We start from the raw sequence: 26970 nt of genomic DNA on the forward strand, positions 1-26970 counted from the left end.
GTGGCTTGTTACGTTCAAACTTGGCCTTTGCCATGGGTATTTCCTCTTTTTTTGGTGAATGATCAATAAAAAGCTGTTTAATGGCTCATAATAGAATTAAATCATCATAAACCTAGCTATCAACCGCACGAACCACTGCTTAAACAGTGCTCCGAACTAATTCTTGTATCCGTTATTATACGCTGACTTGTCTTAAATAGTCATACATCTCTCAATCGAAAACAACTTCTCTCTAATTAGTAGATATAGAGCTCGATTGATTATAACCTTTCTTATAACCGTATAATTATCTTGATATGCAAGGTCGCGATATTAGCTGACCGACATCATCAAACAATCCGTAAAATCCGTTAACATATGGAACAGCAATCCAGTTCCAATGATATTAAAAGGCTTACGAAGAAAGAGTAAAACAAAATACACTAGCATCGCATAATAAGTATGTAACGGATGAAAATTAATGCTACATCTATTTGCCTGAAATATTGGATTTGCTACCAGATGATCTATATCAACCAACATGGTTGCAAGCAAAATCAGATATGCTTTTTTCCACTCTTTTTTAAAAAACGCAATCGCGATAAAAAGAGGGAAACCAAAGTGCAAAAAGTAATGTATTAATGTCTGCATACTGGCCTATTAGCTTTAGTCTTCTCTATATAAGACCATCAAAACCAATATTTATTAATATACTGACAGCACTAAAAGGCAACACCTCAGTGTCACCTTTGAATCATTGTCTACCGCACTACTGTTATATATTTCAATATTCTATAATTTCGATATCGACGCAAAGTTATATAAATAGCAAAACAAGCATAAAAGGTATAAACAATAAATGGAGCTCATATCGAGAATTGAACTCGAGACCTCTCCCTTACCAAGGGAGTGCTCTACCGCTGAGCTATATGAGCGTATATTGAAACCTTTGAGCTGCACTAAAAAAAATATCACGATGCAGCAATAATTACTGACTCTCGTGATGATTTATTATGCTTTGCGATGGTGTATATATGGAGCGGGTGGCGGGAATCGAACCCGCGTCATTAGCTTGGAAGGCTAAGGTGTTACCATTATACCACACCCGCATTTACTCTTATTCAGGATAACTCTAATCGAGAGTATGCTTGGCGCTATGACAAACTTTAGAAAATATGGTGGTGGGAGAAGGATTCGAACCTTCGAAGCTTTCGCGACAGATTTACAGTCTGTTGGGTTTGACCGCTCCCCAACCCCACCTTAGGTTGCTTTGAACAAAGATGACTTACATTTAAGACAAATTTATAAAAAGCTACTTTAAGAGAGATGGTGCCGACTGCCGGGATCGAACTGGCGACCTACTGATTACAAGTCAGTTGCTCTACCAACTGAGCTAAGTCGGCTTGTTCTCTTAAAGTGGTGGCTATTCTATCAAATTTTTTGAGATGCGCAAGCACTTTTTCATATTTTTTTAAATTAATTTGATATAAATACTTAAGTTACTGATTAAGCTAGTTTTTTATAAATAAGAATATGCCAATAAGTTGGCTTTTTGCTTGTAGCCTTTATTTTTGCCATATCACTGGCTATTTAATTAGCGAATGCGCAAGCCATTACAGGCCATTTCTACCGCTTTTATTAAGGCCAATGCTTTTTTATTGGTTTCATCCCATTCTTTTTCTGGAACAGAATCAGCAACGATCCCTGCTCCGGCTTGAATATGTATCTCACCACGGCGCATAACCGCAGTACGGATAGCAATGGCAGTGTCCATATTGCCGTTCCAACCTAGATAACCAACTGAGCCACCAAATACTGTTCGACGTACTGGTTCTATTTCATCGATAATTTGCATAGCGCGGATTTTAGGTGCCCCCGACAGCGTTCCAGCTGGGAAGGTAGCGCAAAATACATCTAGTGCATCCTTATCAGCTCGTATCGTACCCTCAACATTAGATGCGATATGCATCACTTGCGAGTAGCGCTCTATAAACATCTTTTCTGTGACTTTAACACTGCCATACTCGCAAACGCGGCCAATATCATTGCGACCTAAATCAATAAGCATCAAATGCTCGGCTGTTTCCTTCTCATCATTTAACAGCTCTTGCTCAAGCGCTAGGTCTTCAGCCTCATCTTGGCCACGTTGCCGTGTCCCTGCCAGCGGCCTTACAGTCACTTTACCATTTTCGATACGGGATAGGATTTCAGGAGAAGCACCGATAATATCAAAGCGTTTGTGATCGTCGAGTGTATAACCATGCACCAAAAACAGATACGGTGATGGGTTTAGGTAGCGAAGCGCACGATAGACGGCTAGAGAGTCGCCTGTATAGTCCGCGGTCAAACGCTGCGCTGGCACTACCTGCATGACGTCACCTGCGGCGATATAGTCCTTTATTTTATTGACATCGCTACAGTATTTTTCGGCACCTGTTTGCGATACAAATTTAGGCGTAGGCATTACAGGTGCGCGCAAGTTGGACGGCTCAGCTAACTTTTCCTCGATTTGCTCTAACTCACGGATAGCTGAACTGTAGCCATCTTCAGACTGGCAATCAGCATAGACAATAATTGATAGCGTATTCTCTAAATTATCAAATACAATAACGCTCATCGAAAGCATCAGCCACATATCTGGCATCGACATTGGATTGGGCGCATCAGATAAGCCGACAATTGGCTCAATAATACGTACCATATCGTATCCAAAGTAACCAACTAGACCGCCACTAAAGCTAGGCATCGTCGGTACATCTTCAGCGGTTGGCATATGATATTGCGCCATCAGCTCACGCAGGTAATAAAAAGGATTCTCTACTGACTCTGTATCGATATGATCGTTTCGTTTGGTCGTCATATTGCCATCAGCGTACTGCAAAATCAGATCGCTACCCAATCCAATCATGGAGTATCGTGCCCAGCGCTCACCGCCTACCACAGACTCAAATAAATAGGCAGAGCCGTTTAGATCACGTACTTTGGAGAATACAGATACGGGAGTCTGCGCATCCATCAGACGCTTTTTTACTAGCGGTGCGTGACTAAAGCCTCTATCTCTAAAAGCTTGGTATTCTTCAAAAGTCATCATAATAGCGCTCTCTTAGCACCTTATAGGCAATAATAAAACTATAAGCTGCTCTAAAAATATAGCGCCAATATTCGCTAAAATATCGACGCTATAATGAGTCATTTGTTTAAAAAATGGTAAGTACAACAAGGGTTTCTGTCAAAAATTACGACAAAGACCTAGTGTAGAGTTGGATTATGCACCGCCCATATTAAACAACCATAATGCCAAACCGATAATTAGAATGGTCACGAATACCCATATAAACCAGCCGCCGCTCGCTTTTTTCTCTACATGATCTGCATGAGCAGGATTGCTGATTTCTTGATCCATCGCATTATTGCCTTCGGTACCAAGATCGCGCGGCTGCCCTAAATTAGCCGTGCCTGAAAATTGTGCACTAGCTGCTTGTTTGGCTTTTAAAACTTCAGGGTCAGCTTCTTCTTGTAACTCTGTTTTTGTCGTTTTGTCGTGCTCGTCTTGGACTGCTGGCTCTTCATGCATTACTGGCTGCTCTTCTACCACTGGCGCGCTATCAGTAGATGCTGCATGTGATGACTCTGTAGACGTCACAGCTTCTGTTTCAGTTGCTGTTGGTACAGATGTGTCATCTACCCCTTCTGTGGCAACTGGCGTTTCTTCTACTGGCGTAGGCGATGCCGCATCCGCGTCAGACAGTACTTCATCAATCCCTGTTTCTTTGACAACTGGCTCTGTAGAAACGGCTTCTTCAACATCTGGTTCTTCAAAAGCCGGTTCTTCAACAACTGGTTCAACGGTTTCGTGCGTAGGGGTTACTGATTCTTCGGTCATATCTGAGCCGGCACCTACAGGTACAGTATCATCTGTAGCAGGTAACATTTCTTCGATGCCAGTTTCTTTGATCACTGGCTCATTGCCTGTTTGCTCTATGATCGGCTCTTGTTCAATCGGAGCTTCTTTGCTCGAACTTTCCTCCAGAGCGTTTTTCTCAACTATCTGCTCTTCGGTCACAGGCTCACTAGCAGGAGTTTCTAGCACATTGGCTGTATCAGCATTTTCATGTGTATCTGCTATTGGCTCCTCTGTGGTCACTGGCGCTAGTGCCTCACTCTCCGTCGTCACTGGCTCAGCAGGTACCTGTACTTGAAAGCTAAAACTTGCAAAGCCAAGCGTATCGTCTGCTTTTAGATGACTAGATTTATTGCCCTCGATACGTTGCTCATTGATAAACGTGCCATTAGAAGAGTCTAAGTCTTTTACGTAGAGCTGACCATCTAGCACACTGAGCACCGCGTGATTGCGAGAAACCTGCTTGCTACCTAGCACTACGTCGTTATCACTACCACGACCTATAGATAAGCTATCACTAACTGTCAGTGTCAGGTCACCTAGCGCTTCCGTCAATGCATTCAGCTGCCAAGTTGTACTTGCTGCCGTATTCATACTTTCTGTCTCGTTTGTCATGTTATAACTCCTTATTTTTCTATTGAATATCCAATGATGCTAAAAATAATAACTCTAAAATATTACTGCCAATTTATGATAAGTATTGTCGCTATTTCTTTAATGATATTTGCCTAACACGGTTTATTAAGTACTTTCCTCAAACACCATACAGTATTTACTTTGGTATAAAGTGAGGTTTTATAACTTTGTCGAGCTTGCTATAGGGGATATTAAGGACAGGCATACCGTAAGCGTATGGACCGATAGAATAATGCTGATAACGAATGCTAACGCCTGTATCTGTCAAAGTCACATTATTGCTCAACGTAAATGGCCAGTTTTTCTCATAACTGCTCACGTCTTCGGCAACCGTTTTGACCCACGTTTTATAAGCATTATAGGCAAGCGCCTCAAAACGAGGTTTTTTACCTGAGATAAGCATGTCGTCAAGCGTGACTTGCTTCTTGGTACTTGGGTCAAACACTAGGTACTCGCTATAAGGCATGCCGTGTGCACCGCCAGTATAGACGTAAGAGCTTATCTCAAGCAGTTCAAAGTCATCGACATGACCTAGATAGTTGGGCTCTATCATCAGATTATAACCCCATGACACATCATCAGGCATATCTTGAAATTGCAAACTCACAAAGCTATCGAGAGCCGCCATAACCTCTTTTTCGCTACTTTTACCTTTGATAGGTACTGTCTCTGTCAACCGACTATTGACGACTAAATTATCGATACGGGCATTGGCAATCTCATCTATCCAGTTTTGACTGCTTTTGAGATATTTAACTTCAATCTCTGGACAGTTATCACGCTTGTCACACGTCTCTTGTATATTACTGGGTAGCTGATACGGTAGATACTCCGTGCTGCTAATAAAGCTTCCTGCATTTACTGGCATACTAACGGCAATTAACAATAGGCTGCCAGTCAACATAGCAACTGAACGCCTCTGGCTTACCTTTATCAAAAATAGATCAGCCGATATAGATTTATCATCAGTTTGAGTCGTAGTATGCATATGTCCTCTTTTGCAAATATAAAATGCCATTCAATATTCTATCGTAACAATTGCAATGTATTGTAGGAAGACTGTTCACGTTTTTGAGGTAATGTAAGCGAACGATTATCTGACTCTTACTATTTAAGTCGCCGATGCAGTTTAGGTCACAGATACAGGCAATAAAAAAGACACGGTTGGCGTGTCTTAATCAGTAAACGATATAAGCGTATAAATAAATTTAATGCTCGCGTGTGCTACTAAAAGTCACTTCTGGATAGCGGTCTTGCATCAGCTGTAGATTAACCCGTGACGGTGCAAGGTAAGTCAAATAACCACCACCATCTAATGATAATTGGTCATGGGCTTTTTTCTTAAATTTCGCCAAAGCTACTTCGTCATCGCAATGAATCCAGCGTACCGTAGCTATCGAGACTGGCTCAAAGGTACATTGAACCTTGTACTCTTCTTTTAGACGATGCGCGACCACTTCAAACTGTAGGACACCGACCGCACCCAAAACCAAATCATTATTAATCTGCGGCATAAACACCTGTGTTGCGCCCTCTTCACTCAACTGCTGTAGGCCTTTTTGCAACGCTTTTGATTTAAGCGGATCTTTTAGTACCACACGGCGGAACAACTCAGGGGCGAAATGCGGAATACCTGTAAAGCTTAACTCTTCGCCTTCAGTGAAACTGTCACCGATAGAGATGGTGCCATGGTTATGCAAACCAATGATATCACCTGGATAGGCTTCTTCTAGTGCCTCACGGTCACCTGCTAAAAAGGTCAGAGCATCAGCAATACGTACGTCTTTCCCCAGACGCACATGTTTCATTTTCATGCCCTTCTCGTACTTACCAGAGCACACTCGCAAGAACGCAATACGGTCACGGTGACGCGGATCCATATTGGCCTGAATTTTGAAGACAAAGCCCGTAAAATCTGTCTCGGTGGCTGATACTTCACGCTCAGTCGTTGGATGAGCTTTTGGCGGCGGTGCATATTTGACCAAGGTATCAAGTACCATGTTCACCCCAAAGTTACCCAATGCTGTACCAAACAATACTGGCGTCATCTCGCCAGCCAGAAATGCTTCAACACTGAACTCTTCTAGCGCCATCTGTACCAGCTCAAGCGACTCTTCGAAAGCGTCAAACATCAACTGTCCTAGACGCTCACGGATATCTGGATAATCGTAGCCTTCACGAGTCTCAGAGACCGTCATCTTGCCGCCATTACCTTTTTCATAAAAGTAAGTTTTATTTTCAGTCAAATGATAGACACCGATGAAGTCTTGACCCATACCGATAGGCCAAGTCACTGGGATACATTTGATTTTTAGAACGGCTTCGATTTCGCTAAGCAATTCAAGCGGCTCACGAATCTGACGATCTAGCTTGTTGACGAATGAGATGATAGGCGTATCGCGCATACGACATACTTCCATCAGCTTAATGGTTCGTTCTTCGACACCTTTTGCACCATCTACCATCATCAACGCACTATCCACTGCGGTTAAAGTACGATACGTATCTTCACTAAAGTCGGCGTGACCTGGGGTATCTAGTAGGTTGACCATGTGGTCTTTATACGGAAACTGCATGACAGACGTCGTAATCGAGATACCACGCTCTTGTTCCATGCTCATCCAATCTGAGGTTGCATGACGATCTGTCTTACGGCCTTTTACTTCGCCCACTACCTGAATCGCTTGACCCCACAACAGGAGTTTTTCGGTCATGGTGGTCTTACCAGCATCGGGATGCGAGATGATGGCAAAGGTACGGCGCTTAGCAACTTCTTTGTTTAATTTCTTTGGATCTACGCTCATAATTTTCAGCTTCAACAGTTATGTGATTTAGAAGTGACTCTAAATAAATAAAATAAATAATGGGCGTATTGTAGCGGATTTAGCATCAGGGTGCAGAATTAGCGTATAAAAAAACACGCCCCGTTATTTAAACGAAGCGTGTTTTTGGGCTTTTTAATTACGATCATCCTGCTTAATTAGCACGACTAATAGTCATCAATTCATCTCAATAGTAGCGTTCTATTTGCTCAGCCAAGAAGTCGCCAGCTATCTCATTGACGATTGTACAATCAACTACGTCAAAACGACTGTCTGTGTTCGGGTCGGTGCTACCTTTGGCGACATAGTTTGCCTCATAGACGTCTTTTCCATACTCAACACCGCTATATTCATAAGCAGGCTGATCATCATACTCAAAAAACATGACTTGCGCGGCTTGTTTCTGATTGCCTATGCCCACTCCGAACTGAGAGGTTCTATGATCTCTGTTGTCACTAGAGCGTTGTTTGGCTGCATCAAGCCATTCATCTATTGTAGCGTATCCGCTTTTGTTTTTCTCATTAAATGCCCAAAACGAGCGCTCACTGGTTACCACAGGGATATAACAAACTGACCCTTCAGGAAAGGCAACATTAGATGGAATATTAGAGTAATTGCTCAAATCAGTGAGAATACCTCGGCGGTCTTCGATATTCTTGCCAGCGCTATAACTGCGAGTCGTTAAACCTGACAAGTCAAATTTTTGATAGGTAGTTTCGTAGCCTAGTTTGTTATTACTGTTTTTTTCATAAATGGGACGTTTGACCGTACGACCACTGACCTCGATGTCTTTATTTTCAAGTCGACCCTCGAAATCATCTGCCAGCACGGTTCTGTCTAAATCATTCAGGCTTTGGTTGCTATAACTGTTGATGAGATTGGCTGTTTTGATCTAGCGCGCACCAGTACGATACGTTTCATCAATTCGCGCAATTGCCGTAGCATTGGCTTTGCTATCGTAACTATTAGCAAAGCTTGTCAATGTAATCTCGCTACTAGCCGTCCCATAAGCGCCGTCTTCTTCTTCGCACCCTATCAAAGCAAGCGTCGTCAAAAAGCAAACACTAGGTATCGCAATCCATCTATTCATCAAACAATGTCCTTATGATTCAGATTTCTATTATCTGTACTGATAATATATATGGCTCATTACCGCTATTGCACCTCTTTGACGACTGTACAATAAGCTTGTAAATCTAGAAACGAATAAAACTGTGCCCGAAATCTCATTTACAAACTAGTAGTATATATTTACTCCCAACGCACTGAGCTGCGCCTGCGATTTGTTATGCTAGGTTTCACGTTGAGATTTACCATTCAGATATAAACATAAAAACTCACAACAAAGGATGTGTTATGAAAACTCTATATTCTACCAAAGCAACTGTCGTGGGCGGCCGAGCAGGTTCAGTCAGCTTGAACGATAACGATCTTAGCATCAACATGGTACCACCAGGCTCCGGAAAAGAAGGTAATAATCCAGAACAACTTTTTGCCATGGGCTACAGCGCCTGCTTTGATAGTGCACTTGGTGCAGTCAAACAGATGGAAAAGGCAAAATTTGACTCGACTACTTCAATAGAAGTAGATTTACTACAAGGCGAAGGCCACGAATATAAGCTTGCAGCCAAAATTCATGTCATTGGTGAAAATACAGACTTGTCAGCGGATGAGTTTCAACAGTTAGTTGAAAAAGCGCATCAAGTATGCCCATATTCTAAAGCCACACGTGGTAATATCGATGTTGAAGTCTCTTCAGAAGTAAAATAACGTATTATGAGATCCATTATCAACTAATAATGAAAAATATATTAATTATAAAAGAACCCAGTTAGTCTGGGTTCTTTTTTTGTTTGAAATCTTGGTGAAAAAGATTATCGCTACAACATCTCGTAACGGTTAAGCAGTTCGGCACGCGCTGATTTTATCGTTATAATAAGCGTATATATTTTTATCTAATAGCTGATAAGTGACTTTTATGACTGATGACATAGCTGACAATACCACCGATAACGATCACAACTCTCACCAAGCGCTTGACCCCAAAGCATTACCGAACTTCGATACCATGCCTAACGTGGCACTGATGGATACCGGTCATGTAGACAAAGACCAGCCGCCTTTTATTTTGGTTGATGGCTCCTATTATCTGTTCCGCACTTATCACGCCTTGCCAAAAACCATGCAAAACTCGCAGGGCCTAATCACCAATGCGATACGCGGTACACTCAACGCACTACTCAAGCTGATGCGTCGCTATCACCCTACTCATATGGCCGTTTGCTTCGATACCAAATCACCGACTTTTCGCCATCATATGTCTGCTGATTACAAGGCCGCTCGTCCACCCATCGATGTCGAGCTGGTAGAGCAAATTCCTTATATTCATCGTTTGGTCACTGCATTAGGTATTCCGCTGTTGCGTATCGAGGGTGCAGAAGCGGATGATATCATCGGTACACTTGCCCATCGTGCTGTCGAGCAAGGCCATCATGTGGTCATCTCAACGGGTGATAAAGACATGATACAGTTGGTCAACGACTGCGTAATACTAGAAGACAGCTTCACAGGTAAAGTCACGGATACACCAGCGGTAATCGATAAGTTCGGTATTAACCCAAACCAAATGATCGATTTCCTAACGCTAATGGGTGATGCATCTGACGGTATCAAAGGCGTACCTGGTATCGGCAAAAAGACCGCTAAAGATCTACTCGTTGAGTACGGTGATATCGAAAATATGCTCAAGCATATTGGCTTTATCAAAGGTCGCGGGGCGAAGGGTCTGATCGAACACGCTGACGATATTCCTTTTAATAGACAGCTGGCCACCATAGTCACCAACTTAGCCATCGGTCAAGATTGGAATGATCTAAAAATCAATACCGACCCTTGTGCACACATAGATGAATTGCGCGAATTATATAATGAGCTTGAGTTTAGAAATGAACTGGCATCGCTTGATCATCCAAATCACCCTGCCAATGGCTCTAAAAGTGTTGCTGATAGTCAAGCCGATACTGAGTCACAGGCACAGGTGGCAAAATCTCTCCAATCAACCAAGAGCGACAATATCAAAGACAGTACTAATCATGATAAAGCGTGGCACACTGTACTCGACCAGCCAGCGTTTGATAGCTTGATCGAACTATTAGAAGCTGCTCCGCACTTTGTCATTGATACCGAAACCACTAGCGTTCATTGGCGTGACGCACAAATCGTCGGTTTGTCCTTTGCGTTGCAAGCACATGAAGCCTATTACATTCCGCTTACGCATAGCCTAGAAGGTGATGAGCTAATCGCCAAGCAGCTTGATCGTGATACGGTATTAGCTCGCTTAAAACCTGTCTTAGAGAATCCAAGTATTGGTAAAATCGGTCAGCATCTAAAGTATGATGCACACATCCTCGCTCACTACGATATCGATCTAATCGGCGCTATACATGAGCAGCCAAATAACTGGGCGATGGATACCATGCTTGCCAGCTATGTTATCAATGCGGCAGCCACTCGCCACGGTATGGATGATTTGGCACGCCATTATCTGCAAACGCAAACCATCAGCTTTGAAGATGTGGCAGGTAAAGGCGCTAAACAAGTTACCTTTGACCAAGTGGCCATCGATATCGCGAGCGACTACGCATGTGAAGATGCCGATATCACCTATCAGTTATTTGACGTGTTCAGCGTTGAGCTGACTAACGATGCCAATAATGCCAAATTGCTGCACGAGCTAGAGATTCCAACGGCAGAGATACTTTGCCAAATGGAAGCGCATGGTATTTTGATTAAACGCTCCTTCTTGAACGAGCTATCAAAACGCTTCGATGAAGAAATTATCGCTCTAGAAAAACGTGCTTATGAAGTGGCAGGTGAAGAATTTAACTTAGGCTCTCCTAAGCAGCTCGGTGAGATGCTTTTTGAAAAGCTAGGCGTCGCTGGTGGTAAAAAAACCAAGTCTGGTCAATACTCGACTGGTGAAGCGATACTATCAAAAATCGATCATCCATTGGTCGATATTACGCTAGAGTATCGCGGACTATCTAAGCTCAAAAGCACTTATACCGATGCGCTGGATAATGTCGCAGATAGCGAAACCGATCGTGTACATACTAGCTACCATCAGGCGTTAACGAGCACTGGGCGTTTGTCATCAACAGATCCTAACTTGCAAAACATCCCCATTCGTACTGCAACTGGTCGTTTAATTCGTCAAGCTTTTATCGCACCAGAAGGTCGCGTTATTTTGGCTGCGGATTATTCACAAATTGAATTGCGTTTAATGGCGCATTTCTCAGGTGATAAAAACCTAACTCATGCCTTTAATGAAGGGTTAGATATTCATGCGGCTACCGCTGCCGAAGTACTTGGTAAGGATGTCGCAGATGTCACTTCAACCGAGCGTCGTAATGCTAAAGCCATTAACTTTGGTCTGCTATACGGGATGAGTGCCTTTGGACTTGCCAAGCAGCTACAGATGAGCCGCGGCGAAGCACAAGACTATATTGATATGTATTTTGAGCGCTATCCAGGTGTCAAAAACTATATGATCAATACTCGTGCCAGTGCCTACGAGCAAGGCTATGTCGAAACAATATTGGGCCGTAAACTCTATACGCCTGATATCAATCACAGCAATCGTATGGTCAAGCAAGGTGCTGAGCGCGCGGCGATTAACGCCCCACTACAAGGCTCTGCTGCCGATCTAATCAAACTTGCTATGATTGCCGTTGATAAAGTGCTGCCAAAAGAGCAAGCTAAAATGCTGCTACAGGTTCACGATGAACTGGTGTTTGAAGTGAATGCCGATAAAGTAGACGAAGTTAGCCAGCTGATTACTGATGCAATGCAAGATGTATTGACGACTACAGCAGTAGAAAAAGGCTGGAATGTCGACTTTGCAGTGCCATTATTAGTCGAGACCGATAGTGGTCAAAACTGGGATGAGGCGCATTAATCACTAACTGATATTTTATTAAGCATGCAAGGTACGATTATTTATATACCTTGCAGATATGAGAGTTTTTGATAACTAATACTACAATAAATCATTATATATTGTTAATATTAACAATCACTTATGACCAGTTAGTTATATTTCATAACAGTAATATCTAGGTACGGGGTTTATAATAGGTCATCTATTAAACCTTAACTATTCGATATTTTTTGCTTTAAAGTGAGCCTTTGGGCTCACTTTTTTGTTTTTAACACATTCTTTTTGATACGCAGGAGCCAGTTATTTTGAGTTCAGATGGCATCATTGAAGTCCCTGGCATTATACTTTTGGTAGTATGCCTATTGCGCATTTCACAATATGTTATGAAAAGTCATGTCACACAAATTAAGGCTTTTTGGCTAGCAGCCGTACTTATATTTGTCTCTGTCATTCGTCGAGAGTTGAACTATCTACCAGACTTACTGGTTCCAAGCGATTTTTCGATGCTTGGTCAGTCTTATGACTGGTGGGAAGATAGCGTCCTTACCGTTATTTATCTCGTCGCGCTTGGTTTGTTGGTCTACTCAAGGCATTACCTGTGGGCAGTGCTAAAAAACGTGCCTGTTTCGCTCTATCTTAGCGTTACTGTACTGGCTATCATTCAGTACATGGGTGAGAACGCTATTATGTTCCCGCATACATTTGGTGAAATTGTCGAAGAGCTGGCTGAGACTGCAATTTATGGTATTGCCTTGACCTATTTATGGCGATTTAAACTGACTAACTATGAGTCATGTCTAGTACAGAAGTTAAATTACAAGTTCGACCATGCCAATAATTAACACTATAAGTTTGATTATTTATGTAGCGACTTTGCGACTTTGCGACTTTGCTATCGTACAAAGAATTAGCATAAATTTTATAAATAATTACGGCTGCTCATTTTGAGTAGTCGTTTTGCATTCTAGTCATCGTCTTACATTTTTTGAACATCCTGTCACACCTTACTACTAGTGAAAAGTTGGATAAGCGTACAAACTGAGAAGCATATTATCTACATTGCAATGAGCGATGCTTTAACAAGCCAGCACGATATTTTACTTCTAATGATGGCGACATCTAATAACTACAATAAGGAATTATTCATGGAAAACTCAAAAAACCCACTACCAGAAGAGATGGATCATATTGACGGTAATCGTCGTGACAACAATGACAACGTCGATAACTCAGATAATTTAGATAACAACAATCAGGATGAACAAGATAACCAATTGGTTGATTTGGACAATCCTATGCTGCATACCATTGATAACGATGATGTGATTGATAATAGTGCAGGATTTAATAACTCAGAAATCGGTAGTGATGCGACCCAAGGACTAACACCTGCGCATCGTCAAAATATCGATGAGTCACGTGTCGATGAGATTTTGGTTCAGGACAATCTTGATGACAGCGATTATCCAGATGCGATGGATATTGTTGATAGAGAAGCGGCTGAACGTAGCAACGACGATGATTTTTAGCACTTAATACAATTGTTAGTCTAGCTCTCTAAACAAAAAAAGCACGCTTAACTATATTAAGCGTGCTTTTTTTATTCTACTATTCAACTTACTAAAACAGCGAATTTCGACTGTCTAAACCCAGCCGTCTAGCGTGCCAGCCCAACCTTTTACTAGAGGCAAACTCAACGCTTCGAGCAATTCAATATGTGTCTCATCAAGGTTTAATGCAGGAATATAATGGTATTCTTGCCCGCCAGCATTGAGGAAGTTATCACGGTTCTCAATGGCTAGCTCTTCTAGTGTCTCTAGACAATCTGCCGAGAATGCCGGACTAATTACCTGTACCGAGCGCACACCTGACTTACCCCAACTCTCCAACACCACATCGGTATACGGCTTGACCCACTCTTGCTTACCAAAGCGTGACTGGAAACTGATAATCCATTCGTCATCGTTCAGGCCAAGTTCATGTGCCACTTGCGCAGCGGTACATTTACAACGCTTAGGATAAGGATCGCCTTTATCGGCATAAGGCTGCGGGATACCATGAAAACTAAACATTAATTTTTCAGGCTTGCCATGCTTCTCTTGAAAACGTCGAATAGAGTTGGCCAAAGCTTGAATATATAGTGGATGGGCAAAGTAGTCTTTGACAATCGTATAGTTTGGCAAGTTGCGTTGCTTGAGCGTCCACTTCGTCAGCGCATCATATACGGCACCGCCTGAAGAAGCCGAATACTGCGGAAACAACGGCAGGATGACAAAGTGATCGACCCCTTCACCACGTAGCGCATCCATGACGTCAGGCAAACCAGGATTACCATAGCTCATCGCAGGATGCACAGAGACTCGAAATGGTGCCACACTATCGGCCAAACGTGGTTCTAATAGCTCAACTTGGCTTTTTAGTATCTTACGAATCGGTGAGTCACCTTCCCAGATACTGGCGTAAGCCTTTGCTACGCGTTTAGGACGACTGGGCAAGACAAATAGATTCAGAATAATAGCCCATAGAAATTTGGGAATCTCAATCACTCGTGGGTCTGACAAGAACTGTTTGAGGTAGCGACGTACGGCAGGTGCCGTTGGCTCATCTGGTGTACCAAGATTCACTAACAAAACGGCAATACGTGGGGGCAATTTAGGTTTCATAGCAGCACTTTATTAGCAGTAAGTTATTAAGGGTGAGGTCAAAATAATAAGAGACGATACTGTTAAGACACAGTTGAATGAACACCTCATTAGTGTAGCATTTTATCCATTAATGACGCGGGCTAAAAGCGCACCTATACAATTTGATACGCAGTTGCTATTTATTGACTCTTGATTACTTGATGCTAGCGACTTACTCGTTATTCATTTATAAAGTATGTTCCATAAAAACTACGATCGATGCGCTCGAAAGGCGCGCTCGACGGTTGTACTCCAACGCGCATCACCATACAATAGGCAGGCCCAGTTTATAAAAACCGTGTAGGTAAAATAGCCTGTTAACAACGTGCCATTTTGCTTTTATTTTATTGATGATTGTAGTCTTGCGAGGTAGCTTTGAACGCACGCTCTGATAATACCAGTGAACAGCATCCTAATTCACAACCTCACTCTAATAGCTCAGCCAATACCGCCAGTGCTTTAGGATCAGTGGGTGTCGTTACGCCTCAGAATTTTCATTTCGCTGAGCCCTTAACGTTAGAATGCAACCGTACCCTGCCCTCTTTTGACTTGATGGTAGAGACTTACGGTACGCTCAATAGCGACAAATCAAATGCAATTCTGATTTGCCACGCGTTGTCGGGCAATCATCATGCAGCTGGCTTCCATAGTGCTGATGACAAAAAAGCAGGCTGGTGGGACAATATGATTGGCCCTAATAAAGCGATTGATACCAATCAGTTCTATGTAGTATGTGTCAATAATATCGGCAGCTGTTTTGGTTCAACAGGGCCTACCACTATTAACCCTGATAGCGTTGGTTCGGATAGTGTTAGTTCGGACAGCCTTGATTCAAATAGTAGCAATGAGCCACAAGTGTATGGCCCTGATTTCCCGCTGATCACCATCAAAGACTGGGTAAAAACCCAAGCCATGCTCTCAGATCGTTTAGGCATCGACGTTTGGCACGCCATTGTTGGTGGTTCAATGGGCGGTATGCAAGCGCTACAATGGTCTGTTGATTATCCAGAGCGATTAAAGCGCTGTGTGGTCATTGCCAGTACGCCAAAGCTATCTGCTCAAAATATCGCCTTTAACGAAGTAGCGCGCCAATCTATATTATCCGATCCTGACTTTAAAGACGGACGCTATATACAAGAAGGCACTTATCCTCGTCGCGGACTGATATTGGCGCGTATGGTTGGACATATTACCTATTTAACTGATGACGCGATGAAAGCCAAATTTGGCCGTGATTTAAAATCAGGTAAATTCATGTATGGCTACGATGTTGAATTTCAGGTCGAAAGCTACCTACGCTATCAAGGCGAACGCTTTAGTGAAAACTTCGATGCCAATACTTATCTACTCATGACTAAAGCCTTAGATTACTTTGATCCGACGCGCGACTACCCATCAACCGTAGCAAAAAATACTACAGAGTCGACAGTGCAAATAGAAGACTCAATCGCGGCGTCAGTCGAATCTAGTAAAGCGAATGCACAGAGTGAGTTAGAAGATGCAGTAACGACGATTGAAGATATTGAGTCTGATCGTCAACAAGAGCTTTCTGCGCTCAAAGCAGCCTTTGCCCATACACAATGCCAATATCTGGTCGTGTCATTTACCACTGACTGGCGTTTTGCACCTGAGCGCTCGCAAGAGATTGTCGATGCGCTCATGGCCACTGGCAAACCCGTCAGCTATATCAATATTGACGCGCCGCACGGACATGACTCATTCTTGTTTGATATTCCTCGCTACATGGGTGCGGTTAAAGGATTTTTGACTGCGCCATTTATTACCCCTAGCCGCCAAGCCACAGGAGAGCGCTCATGAGAATGGATCACCAACTGGCAGAGCGTTGGATTACGCCGCAAGCACATGTACTGGACTTAGGTTGTGGCAATGGCGAGCTACTTGCCCACTTACAGCAGAAACTAGGCGTGACAGGTTACGGACTAGAGATTGATGAAGACAAAATCAATGAGGCGATTGGTAATGGCTTATCAATTGTCGAGCAGGATCTCAACGATGGTCTAGCGCGCTTTGCTGATAACAGCTTTGACACGGTCGTCATGGCACGTGCCCTACAAGCAGTAAAAGCACCTGATGAATTGTTGCTTGATATGCTGAGAGTTGCCCGTGAAGCAGTCATCACTTTCCCTAACTTTGCGCATTGGCAAAACCGTATTCATTTAGGGCTTAAAGGTATGATGCCTGTCTCTGAAGCACTGCCTTACGAATGGTACAACACACCAAACATTCACCTATGTACTTTCAAAGATTTTGAACTGTTATGTGCGCAGCATGATATTCATATTATTAATCGTTTTGCCGTTAGTGATTCTGAAAAAGGTCATACACCGCTAATGAAGGCTTTAATAAGACAAGCCCCTAACTTGTTAGCAGACGTCGCTATCTACCGAGTGACCAAGAAATAACCGATAAATTCTCAGCTGTCTTTATGTTTTATAGAATGCTAAACAGTGTCATACAAGTTGGTATTAACCTTAATAGATTGTTAACTTAATATAATTTTTTAGTAACTGTCTGATTTTGTTAAGGACAATCAGGTACAAACGTCTATGAGACCTTGTAATTAGTATTTGAGTTTCGTAAGTTTGGGTGTTAAGCTAGCAAAATATTGTCAGCCACCCCACTATTACGACCGTTTGTCTAATCAGTTAGGGTGAAATCTCTGATTTAGAGATGACAACCCCTTTTTGCTAATGATTAGGTAAGTTCATATCGCAAGATTCCACCTAATTGTTATCGCCGTCTGACTGTCTTTAGCGAGACAATGTTTAGCGGTACAATTTTTTTTGCTTATTAACTGCCTAATTTTGGAGCTGCTATGAAATTATTAAAAGCTGCGTTGTTTACTGCATTATTTTCTTGTGCTGGTTTAGCCAATGCTGAGTTAATATCAAACGTACCGCTTGATACCTCACGTTTTGAGCTTATGCCTGTGAGCGAATTGTCTAGTCGTGCCGCTCAAGGTAACGATCACGCTCAGTTCTATTTGGCCAAGCGTTTGCAAAAAGGTGAAGGTATTGCTCAAAATACTCAACAAGCAATCCAGTGGTATACCAAAGCCGCTCAGCAAGGCGTTGCCCCTGCTCAGTTGAATCTTGCCATCATGTATTTGCGCGGCGAAGGTGTACAGCCTAATTTGCAACAAGCCCGTCTGTGGTTAGAAAAAGCTGCAATGCGTGGCGATAACCGTGCTAGCTACACGCTTGCGCTATTAGATGAAAAGCAAAAAAATCTGGTCGATGCCTATAAATGGTATGACTTGGCTGCCCGTGATGGCATGCTAGATGAAAAAGTGCGTAACAAAGCACGCGGTAAAATTGGTCAGTTGGCATTAAACTTATCAAGTGATGATATCGCTAGTGCTCGTAGCAAAGCGGATACTTGGTTCCAGAGTAAGTAAACTCTAACTAGATATTTAGCACATAGTAAAAATCCAGCCTTTGAGCTGGATTTTTTGTGTACGAAAGCAAAAAATTTATATAAAGTGAAATCAGCTTAATCATATACGCCTAATAAACTTGTAGCCTCCTAAGTCGAAGGAATGTTATGCAAACAGTTACCCCAATAATAAACCCATACCTATTTGAAAAACAGTACGATGCTTTTATAAAGTTTGTAGAAGAAAAGTCAAACATACCTTTTACGTCTTTTGCTTCACATCCTTACACAGATCAACAGGAAGGATATAAGTATCAGATTTATAGAGTTGCTCGCAATAAGCTTTCGTTTCATACATGGAAAAATTATGATATTGGAAGTGGGAAAATTATATTGGCAACCATCGAGGCCATTGAGTTTCCAGATAATAATTTAGTTCCATGGCAAAATCGCTATGGCGAACAAAATCGACCACATCAACCACTTTTTGAAGCAATTAGTAACCCCGTTAAGACAGAAGAAATTGAGAGCGTTTTATTTAACCTTTATCATTCATCAAATGACGAACAAATATTTGATAAGTTAATTAAAATTTTTGGAAGGAACTATTCTCTTTTAGCTTATCTTTATTTTATTAAAGATAACTCAAAATACTTACCTATCGCACCTACTTATTTTGATAGAGCATTCTCATTATTAGGAATAGAGTTCAAAACTAGTCAACGTTGTTCTTGGGAAAATTACTTTGTTTATTTGCAACTTATTAGTACTATCAAAATAATGTTAATTGAAGAACTCGAAAATGAGGTTAGCTTGTTAGATGCTCATTCGTTTGCTTGGATGCTTTCTGCACAAATGGAAAGAGAAGATAAGCTTGCTGATGTTAGTGAGTATTTAAGTCGTAGTAGTACAGAAAGAGACTCAATTGTAAAATCACGTATTGGTCAAGGTCAGTTTAGACAAAGTCTTATCGAATATTGGTCTGCTTGTGCTGTCACTGGATGTAAGGAACTAAAACTATTAAGAGCATCTCATATCAAACCTTGGTCTGAATGCGGAGACATAGAACGTCTTAGCCTTTACAACGGCTTACTTCTATCACCAAATTTGGATGTGTGTTTTGATGCAGGTTTCATAAGTTTCGATGATTTAGGTCACATACTAATCTCAAATAAAATCAGTGACGATGACCTTCAAGCCTTATCTATCAATAAAGAGATGAAGCTATCAAATATTTCGTCTGAGCATAAGAAATATTTACAATATCATAGAAAATTTATCTACAAACAAAGCTGAAAAATACTAAATTTTTCATATAGAGCTCAGTATTTTACTGGGTTTTTTTGTTTTCTATAACAAGAATCCAAACATTACAAGCTATTCAAAACCCTAGCAAAATTTGCTACACTACGCGCGCATTAATCAATTCCACAATTTTGTTAATGCTTTAACCTGAAAAGATACTTTAACCCCAACGCACTAGGTTTGCGACCTAGCCAGCAGGAGAAAGACATGAGCATCAACAAAGAAACTGCGATAACTGACAGCAATTCAGCCCCTGTATACGATAGTGTGACTAATAATATCGTCGTTGCCGCACTATATAAGTTCACGCGCTTTGCTGATTTTGAGCAATATCGTGAGCCTATCCTAAACACTATGCTCGATAACGATGTAAAAGGCACATTGTTACTTGCCAACGAAGGCATTAACGGTACGATTTCTGGTACGCGTCAAGGTATCGATACCGTACTTGACTACCTGCGCAGTATTGAGGCAATTGGTACGTTTACCTTTAAAGAATCCTATACTGACGCACAGCCTTTTTATCGCACTAAGGTGAAGCTAAAAAAAGAAATCGTCACTATGGGTGTCGAGAATATCGATCCATTGGAATCCGCTGGTCGCTATGTAAAACCAAGCGAGTGGAATGCGTTGATCTCAGATCCTGAAGTCACCTTGATCGACACGCGTAACGACTATGAAGTGCAAATCGGCACCTTCCAAAATGCGGTCAATCCGAACACTGAAACGTTCCGCGAGTTTCCAGAATACGTTTCAAAAGAGCTCGATCCAACCAAGCATAAAAAAGTGGCGATGTTCTGTACGGGTGGTATTCGCTGTGAGAAGTCGACTGCCTATTTACGCGAGCAAGGGTTTGAAGAGGTCTATCATTTAGAAGGCGGTATCCTAAAATACCTAGAAGAAGTTCCTGCCAGTGACTCTATGTGGCAAGGCGACTGCTTTGTTTTTGATAACCGTGTATCCGTCAACCACAACTTAGAAAAAGGCAGCTACGAGCAGTGTTTTGCTTGCCGTATGCCGATCACTGTCGATGAGATGCAAAGCCCTGCCTATATCAAAGGCGAGTCATGCCCACACTGTATCGACAAAGCGACCGACGAGCAGAAAGCCCGTTTCCGTGAGCGTGAGCACCAAATGCAGCTAGCCAAGAAGCGTGGCGAAGCCCATATCGGTAGTGACGTGATGGACGTGATCGAAAAACGTAAGGCCGCTAAGACGGAAGCGCGTCTACAGGCAGAAGCTGCAAACAATACTAAAGCCAATTAAACTTAGCATTAGTACAATAAAAAAGAAGTGAAATAAAAAAGAGAGGCTCTAATCAATAGAGCCTCTCTTTTTTTATGACAAACTTTCAATGCGTATCAAAGCTATTAGCCCTGATATAGTTAATCCAACTTTATAGTGGATTGACTATATTAGAATAAGATACGTACGCGGATAGTCTCTTCTACATCTTTTAATTGGTCTAGTGCAGCGGTCGAATCATTGTAATCAACATCCATCACTAGATAACCAACATCACCTTCTGTCATCAGGCTCTGTGCTAGGATGTTAATGCCAGCTTCAGCAAATAAACGGTTAATCTGAGACAGTACGCCTGGCACGTTTTTGTGAATGTGTAGTAGACGATGCGAGTTTTCTTTGAACGGAATAGAAACTTCTGGGAAGTTCACAGCCGTCGCCGTATCACCTTGGTCAGAGTATCTAACAAACTTATCTGCTACTTCCAGTCCGATATTGGCCTGTGCTTCTTGTGTTGAACCACCGATATGCGGCGTCAAAATCACATTATCAAACTTACGTAGTGGTGACTCAAACTCTTCGTCAGCTGACTTTGGCTCTTTTGGGAACACATCGATAGCCGCGCCCAAGATTTTACCAGACTCAAGCGCATCCGCCAGATCATCAATCTCAACACACGTACCGCGAGCCGCATTGATAAAGTAGCTACCTTGTTTCATTTGAGCGAACTGCTCAGCTTTCATCATATAGCGAGTGCTTGGTACATCAGGTACATGCAATGTCACAATATCAGCCGTTGATAGTAACTCTTCTAGGCTACCAACTTGTACCGCGTTGCCTAGTGGCAATTTGGTCACGGCATCATGATAGATGACTTTCATACCGAAGCTTTCTGCCAAGACAGACAGCTGCGAGCCGATAGAGCCATAACCGACGATACCGATAGTCTTGCCGCGCACTTCGTGTGAGTTAGTCGCAGACTTGCCCCAGCCGCCGCGATGTACAGTTGCATTTTTTTCAGGAATACCGCGGTACAGCATAATGGCTTCGGCCAATACTAGCTCAGCTACCGAACGGGTGTTCGAGAATGGCGCGTTAAAGACAGGGATACCAAGATCACGAGCGGCGTCTAGATCTACTTGGTTGGTACCAATACAAAAGCAACCAATGCCAATAAGCTTGTGTGCGTGCTCAAGTACTTCACGCGTCAACTGAGTGCGCGAACGAATACCGATAAAATGAGCATCTTTGATCTTTTCGATCAGCTCGTCTTGATCTAAGGCGTGACTGATATTCTCGATGTTGTGGTAACCAGCTCCTTCCAATACTTTTAGGGCATTGTCATGTAGACCTTCAAGCAATAAAAACCGGATTTTGTCTTTTTGTAGTGATAACGCCATATGAGAACTGTCCTATAATTGTTTTATAAGATTACCTGTTGGATAATCTATGATGGATGAAACGAAAACAGTCCCGATATCTTACACAAAATTTGAGGTCGATGTTAGCAGATTAGATGAATTATTGGTTATCAAGCCTGAAAAATTTTTATGCTATAGTGAATTATTCTGTTTAAAACCGCTCGAATCAATTATTTATTACTTACCTTTTCTTATAGGTAAAAATTATCATCCACTTATTACCTCTACGAGCTGACTCATCACTGAATTTATAGTTATTTCGCTATATAATAAACAGCCCCAGCATCGTGCTTACGCCAATATTGAGATTTGACCATGACGCCAACTACCGCTCAAAACACATCCGAAACTAATGCCGTGCAAACCATCTTGAGCACGCTCACTGATACCCATAGTTTCGACCCGACCCAAATCAAAACCGATGCTGAGAGTCTAGAGCATTGGGGCAAAGACTGGACCAAACACTTTGCCCCTGCTGCTGCTGCCATCGTCTTTCCAAAGACCACTGAGCAAGTACAGTCCATCGTACTGCTGGCCAATGAGCACAACGTCGTCCTAACCCCAAGCGGTGGTCGTACAGGCCTGTCTGCTGGTGCCGTCGCAGCCAACGGCGAAATCGTGGTTAGCATGGATAAAATGAACCAAATTGGACAGTTCTATCCTGCCGATCGAATAGTTGAAGTCGAAGCCGGTGTCGTCACTCAACAGTTGCAAGAATTCGCTGAATCAAAAGACCTATACTACCCTGTCGACTTTGCCTCAGCAGGCTCTAGTCAGATAGGCGGCAACATCGGTACTAATGCAGGCGGTATCAAAGTCATCCGCTACGGCATGACCCGTCAATGGATCATGGGTCTGACTGTTGTCACTGGTAAAGGTGATATCTTGCAGCTGAATCGCGGCATGGTAAAGAATGCCACGGGTTATGATCTGCGCCAATTGTTCATCGGTAGTGAAGGTACGCTTGGCCTTGTCACTCATGCGCAAATCAAACTTGAACGTCAGCCACAAGACTTAAACGTCATGGTGCTTGGCATGGACAGCTTTAACGATGTCATGAACGTACTCTCTGCCTTTCAAGCACAGATTGATTTGACCGCTTTTGAGTTCTTTGACGATGTAGCGATTGATAAGCTAATGGCACATGGTCAAGTACAAGAGCCCTTTGAATCACGTACCAAGTTTTATACGCTATTAGAGTTTGAAGCGCCTTACGAGCCAATTATGGACAAAGCCATGGCCATATTTGAGCATTGTATGGAGCAAGGCTGGGTCGTCGATGGGGTCATGAGCCAAAATCTCACACAAGCGGCAGAGCTGTGGAAGCTGCGCGAGTATATCTCAGAGACTATTTCGGTATTCACGCCTTATAAAAATGATGTCTCGGTGCTAATAAGTCACGTACCGACCTTTATCGAAGAGATTGATCATATTGTTAGCAGCAACTATCCTGACTTTGAAGTCTGTTGGTTCGGTCATATCGGCGATGGTAATTTGCATCTAAATATCTTAAAACCTGAGAATATGAATAAGGATGATTTCTTTGCAGAGTGTCAGGTCGTCAATAAATACGTGTTTGAGACGGTACAAAAATATGGTGGCTCAGTGTCTGCTGAGCATGGGGTGGGTATGACAAAGAAGCCGTACCTGCACTATAGCCGCAGTGAGACGGAGATTGATTATTTACGAGAAGTCAAAAAAGTATTCGATCCAAACAACATTATGAACCGTGGTAAGATTTTTGATATGTGATTAGCACGCTAAACACTTAACCTAAAAGACGCTAGCCCGAAAGGCTAGCGTCTTTTTTATGACTTTACAATTCGCAAAAACTACAATCTATAAATATAACAGTATCAATGCGACGACCAGTAATATGCTCAAAAACCCTTGAATAATCAGAAACGCCTGATGCGGTGCCGCGATATGACGCACCATATTACCCAATGCATTATAAGTAATACCTGCCGCCTTAATATGGGGTGGACTATCGAAAGTTTTGATAATTTGCAAAAACTGCTCAGTCCGATCAGATGACCAGCCGTGCGGCGCAAATGGTAAAAACGGAGATAATTGTACGGCCTGTTTCTTGGTCGCGGGTGACCATAACCAACGCTCTAAAAACAGCAAGCGCATACGCCAGTCGGCAAAGCTGCGATGATTGATGACTTGTAATAGCAACACTTCTACATTTTTATGACGACTATCGACGAAGATACGCTCTTGCAGATTAAATACGTCTGACTTTTTGCCTTCAATACATTGCAGAAAATGACCATTGCCGTAGCATAGCGTGCCTGTGATGTTATGCTGCTGATTGTAGTTACGTGCGTGACCTTCTACTTCATCAAAGATAGAGGTGCTTAGACGCGAGCCAAGAGTCAGCGTACTGACATAAACCAACTGAACCAAAGCGGAGTCATCTATGTCATCCCACTTCATGATTCTATTGGTATGATTTAAAGGCATAATAAAATAATCCTAAGAAGCCGATGAAATACGGCTAAACGAAACAAGCAACACAATACTATGCCTGAGTTGAACCAAAAAATTGACTCACAAAAACGTAGCAAATATTTACTACGTGAGACTGTTATTACCGTTACAGCTTGCTATGATAACAAGCAAAACAAAAGGTGCTGATAGATATTATTTAGATTCTATATTGAGATAATAAATAGCAAGAAAGTCGCAGATGCAAAGTTATGCGCTTATTGGTGTTCACAAATCTAATAGATATAGAGTGATTTAGAATGCGGCAGTCGCTATCTTTTAACCCTTTGTGTTAGTCAAAATTAGTACTAAATATAGTGAGCAAAACGGCCTAAGATGTCAACATAACCTATTGTAAATACGGCAATAAATTATTGTAACGACAATATCTTCCTATTGGAATGTTTTTATTACTTTTTTGCAAAAAAATCGGCACATCAATGTGCTATGACACCATTATTTGATAACACTACATCCAATAGCTATTTAAAACAGGAAACTTATGAGTAAGATGGAAAAACTAGATGACTTTCACCTCACGATTGCTGAGATTAAGAAAAAAGATTATCCACAATTAAAGGCATTGATGGATCGTGTCTATGTAAACTTGGGTGGCGCGTGGTCAAAGACAACCATTCATACTTTGATTGACGCTTTCCCTGAAGGTCAGATTGCCTTGTTTGATCATGATCAACTGATTGGTATCGTGCTCTCCATGCGCGTTGACTATGCCAAGTTTTCAAATCCGCATACCTATGACGATTTGATTGGGCAAAAAGAAATCATCAGAGACAATCCAGAAGGTGATGCCATTTATGGTTTAGATGCGCTCATCGACCCTGATTATCGTGGCTACCGCCTCGGTCGACGGCTGTATGATGCACGTAAGGAGCTATGCCGACAGTTAAATTTCCGCGCTATCTTAGCCGGTGGACGCATACCTAACTATCATAACCATAAAGATCTGACTCCAGGCGAATATATTGATGCCGTTGAAAGCCGTGAAATTCACGATTCAGCTTTGTCATTCCAGCTGTCTAATGGCTTTATCGTTAAACGTATTTTGACTGCTTATCTGCCAGATGATAAGCAGTCAAAGGGCTTTGCTACCTTGCTTGAGTGGGCAAATATTTATTATGAGCCTAAAGACTATAAGCCTAATACTCGCAAGTCTGAGGTTCGTATTGGTGGTATTCAGTGGCAGATGCGTGAAGTCGAATCACCTGAAGAATTACTGCAACAAGTTGAGTTCTTTGTTGATATCATGGCTGATTACAACTCAGACTTTGCTTGCTTACCTGAATTTTTCAATGCGCCATTGATGGGTCTGTGCGAAGAAACCGATCAAAATATTGCCATTCGATTTTTGGCAGGTTATACCGAGTGGTTCAAAAACGAAATCTCGCATTTAGCCGTCAGTTATAACGTCAACGTCATTACCGGTTCGATGCCGTTACTGGATGAAGACGATACCTTATACAACGTCAGCTATCTGTGCCGCCGTGACGGTACCGTTGAAGAGCAACGCAAAATTCATATTACTCCGCATGAGCGCAGCGCTTGGGTAATCGAAGGTGGCGATGAAGTCAAAGTATTCGACACGGATGCGGGTCGTATCGGTATCTTGGTTTGCTATGATGTTGAGTTCCCTGAGCTTGCACGTCTGATGGCACTTGATGACATGGATATCTTGTTTGTGCCCTTCTGGACCGATACCAAAAATGGCTATCTACGTGTCCGCCACTGTGCGCAAGCCCGTGCTATCGAAAACGAATGCTATGTGATGATTTGTGGTTCAGTCGGTAACTTACCGCAAGTTGAGAGTTTGGATATTCAGTATGCTCAATCGTCGATTTTTTCACCGTCAGACTTTGCATTCCCGCATGATGCGATTATGGCAGAGACCACTGCCAACACGGAGATGGTGTTCTTCTCTGATGTAAACTTAGACAAGCTGACTCACGTTCGTCATGAAGGCTCAGTACATAACTTAATCGACCGCCGTGATGATTTGTTCAGCTTAAAATGGAAGCGCAAGGCCAAAGTTCCAGCGAGCAAGTTGAGTGATGAAGAACGCCGCGAAAACTCAGGTAGCGTACTGATTGGTGATCCATTACAAAACCGAGCACAAAAGCCATAATAGGTTGACGTC

21 protein-coding genes and 4 tRNA genes are annotated in these 26970 nt (G+C 42.3%); 11 read left to right on the top strand and 14 right to left on the bottom strand.

From position 1 onward, the window contains the following. Positions 1-312: 312 nt before the first annotated feature. From DXK30_RS07185 to DXK30_RS07235, 11 genes are all read right to left on the bottom strand, one after another. Entirely contained in the window at positions 313-630 is a 318-nt protein-coding gene (locus DXK30_RS07185; RefSeq protein ID WP_114701137.1) for a DUF6122 family protein, read from the bottom strand. A 209-nt stretch (positions 631-839) separates the two neighbouring features. Further along, a tRNA-Thr gene (locus DXK30_RS07190) sits at positions 840-914 on the bottom strand. 100 nt (positions 915-1014) lie between these two features. Further along, positions 1015-1088: transfer RNA gene (locus DXK30_RS07195), tRNA-Gly, on the bottom strand. Positions 1089-1155: 67 nt separating this feature from the next. After that, a tRNA-Tyr gene (locus DXK30_RS07200) sits at positions 1156-1239 on the bottom strand. A 67-nt stretch (positions 1240-1306) separates the two neighbouring features. Beyond that, positions 1307-1382 (bottom strand) — tRNA-Thr (locus DXK30_RS07205). Positions 1383-1573: 191 nt separating this feature from the next. Then, entirely contained in the window at positions 1574-3070 is a 1497-nt protein-coding gene (trpE, locus tag DXK30_RS07210; RefSeq protein ID WP_114701138.1) for an anthranilate synthase component I, read from the bottom strand. Positions 3071-3244: 174 nt separating this feature from the next. After that, positions 3245-4495 (bottom strand): FHA domain-containing protein, encoded by a 1251-nt coding sequence (locus DXK30_RS07215; protein ID WP_114701139.1) that lies wholly within the window; start codon positions 4493-4495, stop codon positions 3245-3247. 157 nt (positions 4496-4652) lie between these two features. Then, positions 4653-5504: an RsiV family protein gene (locus tag DXK30_RS07220; protein WP_114701140.1), complete on the bottom strand. Its 852-nt coding sequence runs from the start codon at positions 5502-5504 to the stop codon at positions 4653-4655. Between the two features lie 220 nt (positions 5505-5724). Next, positions 5725-7320, bottom strand: a complete 1596-nt coding sequence (locus DXK30_RS07225; RefSeq protein ID WP_057758477.1) for a peptide chain release factor 3 — start codon at positions 7318-7320, stop codon at positions 5725-5727. Positions 7321-7525: 205 nt separating this feature from the next. Further along, positions 7526-8167 carry a hypothetical protein gene (locus DXK30_RS07230; RefSeq protein WP_114701141.1) on the bottom strand — a complete coding sequence of 214 codons (642 nt, stop codon included), beginning with the start codon at positions 8165-8167 and terminating at the stop codon, positions 7526-7528. Positions 8168-8230: 63 nt separating this feature from the next. Further along, the gene (locus tag DXK30_RS07235; RefSeq protein ID WP_114701142.1) at positions 8231-8428 is read right to left on the bottom strand and encodes a hypothetical protein; all 198 of its coding nucleotides are present in this window, start codon (positions 8426-8428) and stop codon (positions 8231-8233) included. 266 nt (positions 8429-8694) lie between these two features. Here DXK30_RS07235 and DXK30_RS07240 point away from each other — a divergent pair, with 266 nt between their 5' ends. From DXK30_RS07240 to DXK30_RS07255, 4 genes are all read left to right on the top strand, one after another. Continuing rightward, positions 8695-9108 (top strand): organic hydroperoxide resistance protein, encoded by a 414-nt coding sequence (locus tag DXK30_RS07240; protein WP_114701143.1) that lies wholly within the window; start codon positions 8695-8697, stop codon positions 9106-9108. Between the two features lie 208 nt (positions 9109-9316). Then, entirely contained in the window at positions 9317-12295 is a 2979-nt protein-coding gene (gene polA, locus DXK30_RS07245) for a DNA polymerase I (protein ID WP_114701144.1), read from the top strand. A gap of 365 nt (positions 12296-12660) precedes the next feature. Then, a complete protein-coding gene (locus DXK30_RS07250; RefSeq protein ID WP_201508108.1) occupies positions 12661-13119 on the top strand; it encodes a hypothetical protein in 459 nt (152 codons plus the stop codon). Positions 13120-13422: 303 nt separating this feature from the next. Further along, entirely contained in the window at positions 13423-13806 is a 384-nt protein-coding gene (locus DXK30_RS07255; RefSeq protein WP_114701145.1) for a hypothetical protein, read from the top strand. A 114-nt stretch (positions 13807-13920) separates the two neighbouring features. On the opposite strand, the gene hemH is transcribed toward DXK30_RS07255, so the two are convergent. Continuing rightward, the gene (hemH, locus tag DXK30_RS07260) at positions 13921-14940 is read right to left on the bottom strand and encodes a ferrochelatase (RefSeq protein ID WP_114701146.1); all 1020 of its coding nucleotides are present in this window, start codon (positions 14938-14940) and stop codon (positions 13921-13923) included. A 489-nt stretch (positions 14941-15429) separates the two neighbouring features. Between hemH and metX the strand changes: the two genes are divergently transcribed. From metX to trhO, 5 genes are all read left to right on the top strand, one after another. Continuing rightward, the gene (metX, locus tag DXK30_RS07265; protein ID WP_227670725.1) at positions 15430-16779 is read left to right on the top strand and encodes a homoserine O-acetyltransferase MetX; all 1350 of its coding nucleotides are present in this window, start codon (positions 15430-15432) and stop codon (positions 16777-16779) included. Then, on the top strand, positions 16776-17384 hold the full coding sequence (gene metW, locus DXK30_RS07270) for a methionine biosynthesis protein MetW (protein ID WP_114701148.1): 609 nt from the start codon (positions 16776-16778) through the stop codon (positions 17382-17384). The genes metX and metW overlap by 4 nt, the downstream gene beginning before the upstream one ends. Before the next feature lie 413 nt (positions 17385-17797). Continuing rightward, the gene (locus DXK30_RS07275; RefSeq protein ID WP_057758462.1) at positions 17798-18379 is read left to right on the top strand and encodes a tetratricopeptide repeat protein; all 582 of its coding nucleotides are present in this window, start codon (positions 17798-17800) and stop codon (positions 18377-18379) included. Positions 18380-18525: 146 nt separating this feature from the next. Further along, on the top strand, positions 18526-19653 hold the full coding sequence (locus DXK30_RS07280) for an HNH endonuclease (protein ID WP_114701149.1): 1128 nt from the start codon (positions 18526-18528) through the stop codon (positions 19651-19653). 216 nt (positions 19654-19869) lie between these two features. Further along, positions 19870-20928: an oxygen-dependent tRNA uridine(34) hydroxylase TrhO gene (gene trhO / locus DXK30_RS07285; protein WP_114701150.1), complete on the top strand. Its 1059-nt coding sequence runs from the start codon at positions 19870-19872 to the stop codon at positions 20926-20928. A 149-nt stretch (positions 20929-21077) separates the two neighbouring features. Here trhO and serA read toward each other — a convergent pair whose 3' ends face one another. Then, positions 21078-22304, bottom strand: coding sequence for a phosphoglycerate dehydrogenase (gene serA / locus DXK30_RS07290; RefSeq protein ID WP_114701151.1), 1227 nt, complete (start codon positions 22302-22304; stop codon positions 21078-21080). Positions 22305-22640: 336 nt separating this feature from the next. Between serA and DXK30_RS07295 the strand changes: the two genes are divergently transcribed. Next, on the top strand, positions 22641-24077 hold the full coding sequence (locus DXK30_RS07295; RefSeq protein ID WP_114701152.1) for an FAD-binding oxidoreductase: 1437 nt from the start codon (positions 22641-22643) through the stop codon (positions 24075-24077). An 87-nt stretch (positions 24078-24164) separates the two neighbouring features. On the opposite strand, the gene DXK30_RS07300 is transcribed toward DXK30_RS07295, so the two are convergent. Then, entirely contained in the window at positions 24165-24794 is a 630-nt protein-coding gene (locus DXK30_RS07300) for a BLUF domain-containing protein (protein ID WP_114701153.1), read from the bottom strand. 526 nt (positions 24795-25320) lie between these two features. On the opposite strand from DXK30_RS07300, the gene DXK30_RS07305 reads away from it, so the two are divergent. Further along, complete coding sequence (locus tag DXK30_RS07305; RefSeq protein ID WP_114701154.1) at positions 25321-26958, top strand: carbon-nitrogen hydrolase family protein; 1638 nt, start codon at positions 25321-25323, stop codon at positions 26956-26958. Positions 26959-26970: the final 12 nt, after the last annotated feature.

Source organism: Psychrobacter proteolyticus, assembly GCF_003350005.1.
Classification (GTDB): Bacteria; Pseudomonadota; Gammaproteobacteria; order Pseudomonadales; family Moraxellaceae; genus Psychrobacter; species Psychrobacter proteolyticus.

Excerpts from the sequence above, each read along its gene's own strand:
- DXK30_RS07185 (WP_114701137.1), bottom strand. The coding sequence starts at position 630 with ATGCAGACATTAATACATTACTTTTTGCACTTTGGTTTCCCTCTTTTT.
- trpE (WP_114701138.1), bottom strand. The coding sequence starts at position 3,070 with ATGATGACTTTTGAAGAATACCAAGCTTTTAGAGATAGAGGCTTTAGT.
- DXK30_RS07215 (WP_114701139.1), bottom strand. The coding sequence starts at position 4,495 with ATGACAAACGAGACAGAAAGTATGAATACGGCAGCAAGTACAACTTGG.
- DXK30_RS07220 (WP_114701140.1), bottom strand. The coding sequence starts at position 5,504 with ATGCATACTACGACTCAAACTGATGATAAATCTATATCGGCTGATCTA.
- DXK30_RS07225 (WP_057758477.1), bottom strand. The coding sequence starts at position 7,320 with ATGAGCGTAGATCCAAAGAAATTAAACAAAGAAGTTGCTAAGCGCCGT.
- DXK30_RS07235 (WP_114701142.1), bottom strand. The coding sequence starts at position 8,428 with ATGAATAGATGGATTGCGATACCTAGTGTTTGCTTTTTGACGACGCTT.
- DXK30_RS07240 (WP_114701143.1), top strand. The coding sequence starts at position 8,695 with ATGAAAACTCTATATTCTACCAAAGCAACTGTCGTGGGCGGCCGAGCA.
- polA (WP_114701144.1), top strand. The coding sequence starts at position 9,317 with ATGACTGATGACATAGCTGACAATACCACCGATAACGATCACAACTCT.
- DXK30_RS07250 (WP_201508108.1), top strand. The coding sequence starts at position 12,661 with ATGAAAAGTCATGTCACACAAATTAAGGCTTTTTGGCTAGCAGCCGTA.
- DXK30_RS07255 (WP_114701145.1), top strand. The coding sequence starts at position 13,423 with ATGGAAAACTCAAAAAACCCACTACCAGAAGAGATGGATCATATTGAC.
- hemH (WP_114701146.1), bottom strand. The coding sequence starts at position 14,940 with ATGAAACCTAAATTGCCCCCACGTATTGCCGTTTTGTTAGTGAATCTT.
- metW (WP_114701148.1), top strand. The coding sequence starts at position 16,776 with ATGAGAATGGATCACCAACTGGCAGAGCGTTGGATTACGCCGCAAGCA.
- DXK30_RS07275 (WP_057758462.1), top strand. The coding sequence starts at position 17,798 with ATGAAATTATTAAAAGCTGCGTTGTTTACTGCATTATTTTCTTGTGCT.
- DXK30_RS07280 (WP_114701149.1), top strand. The coding sequence starts at position 18,526 with ATGCAAACAGTTACCCCAATAATAAACCCATACCTATTTGAAAAACAG.
- trhO (WP_114701150.1), top strand. The coding sequence starts at position 19,870 with ATGAGCATCAACAAAGAAACTGCGATAACTGACAGCAATTCAGCCCCT.
- serA (WP_114701151.1), bottom strand. The coding sequence starts at position 22,304 with ATGGCGTTATCACTACAAAAAGACAAAATCCGGTTTTTATTGCTTGAA.
- DXK30_RS07295 (WP_114701152.1), top strand. The coding sequence starts at position 22,641 with ATGACGCCAACTACCGCTCAAAACACATCCGAAACTAATGCCGTGCAA.
- DXK30_RS07300 (WP_114701153.1), bottom strand. The coding sequence starts at position 24,794 with ATGCCTTTAAATCATACCAATAGAATCATGAAGTGGGATGACATAGAT.
- DXK30_RS07305 (WP_114701154.1), top strand. The coding sequence starts at position 25,321 with ATGAGTAAGATGGAAAAACTAGATGACTTTCACCTCACGATTGCTGAG.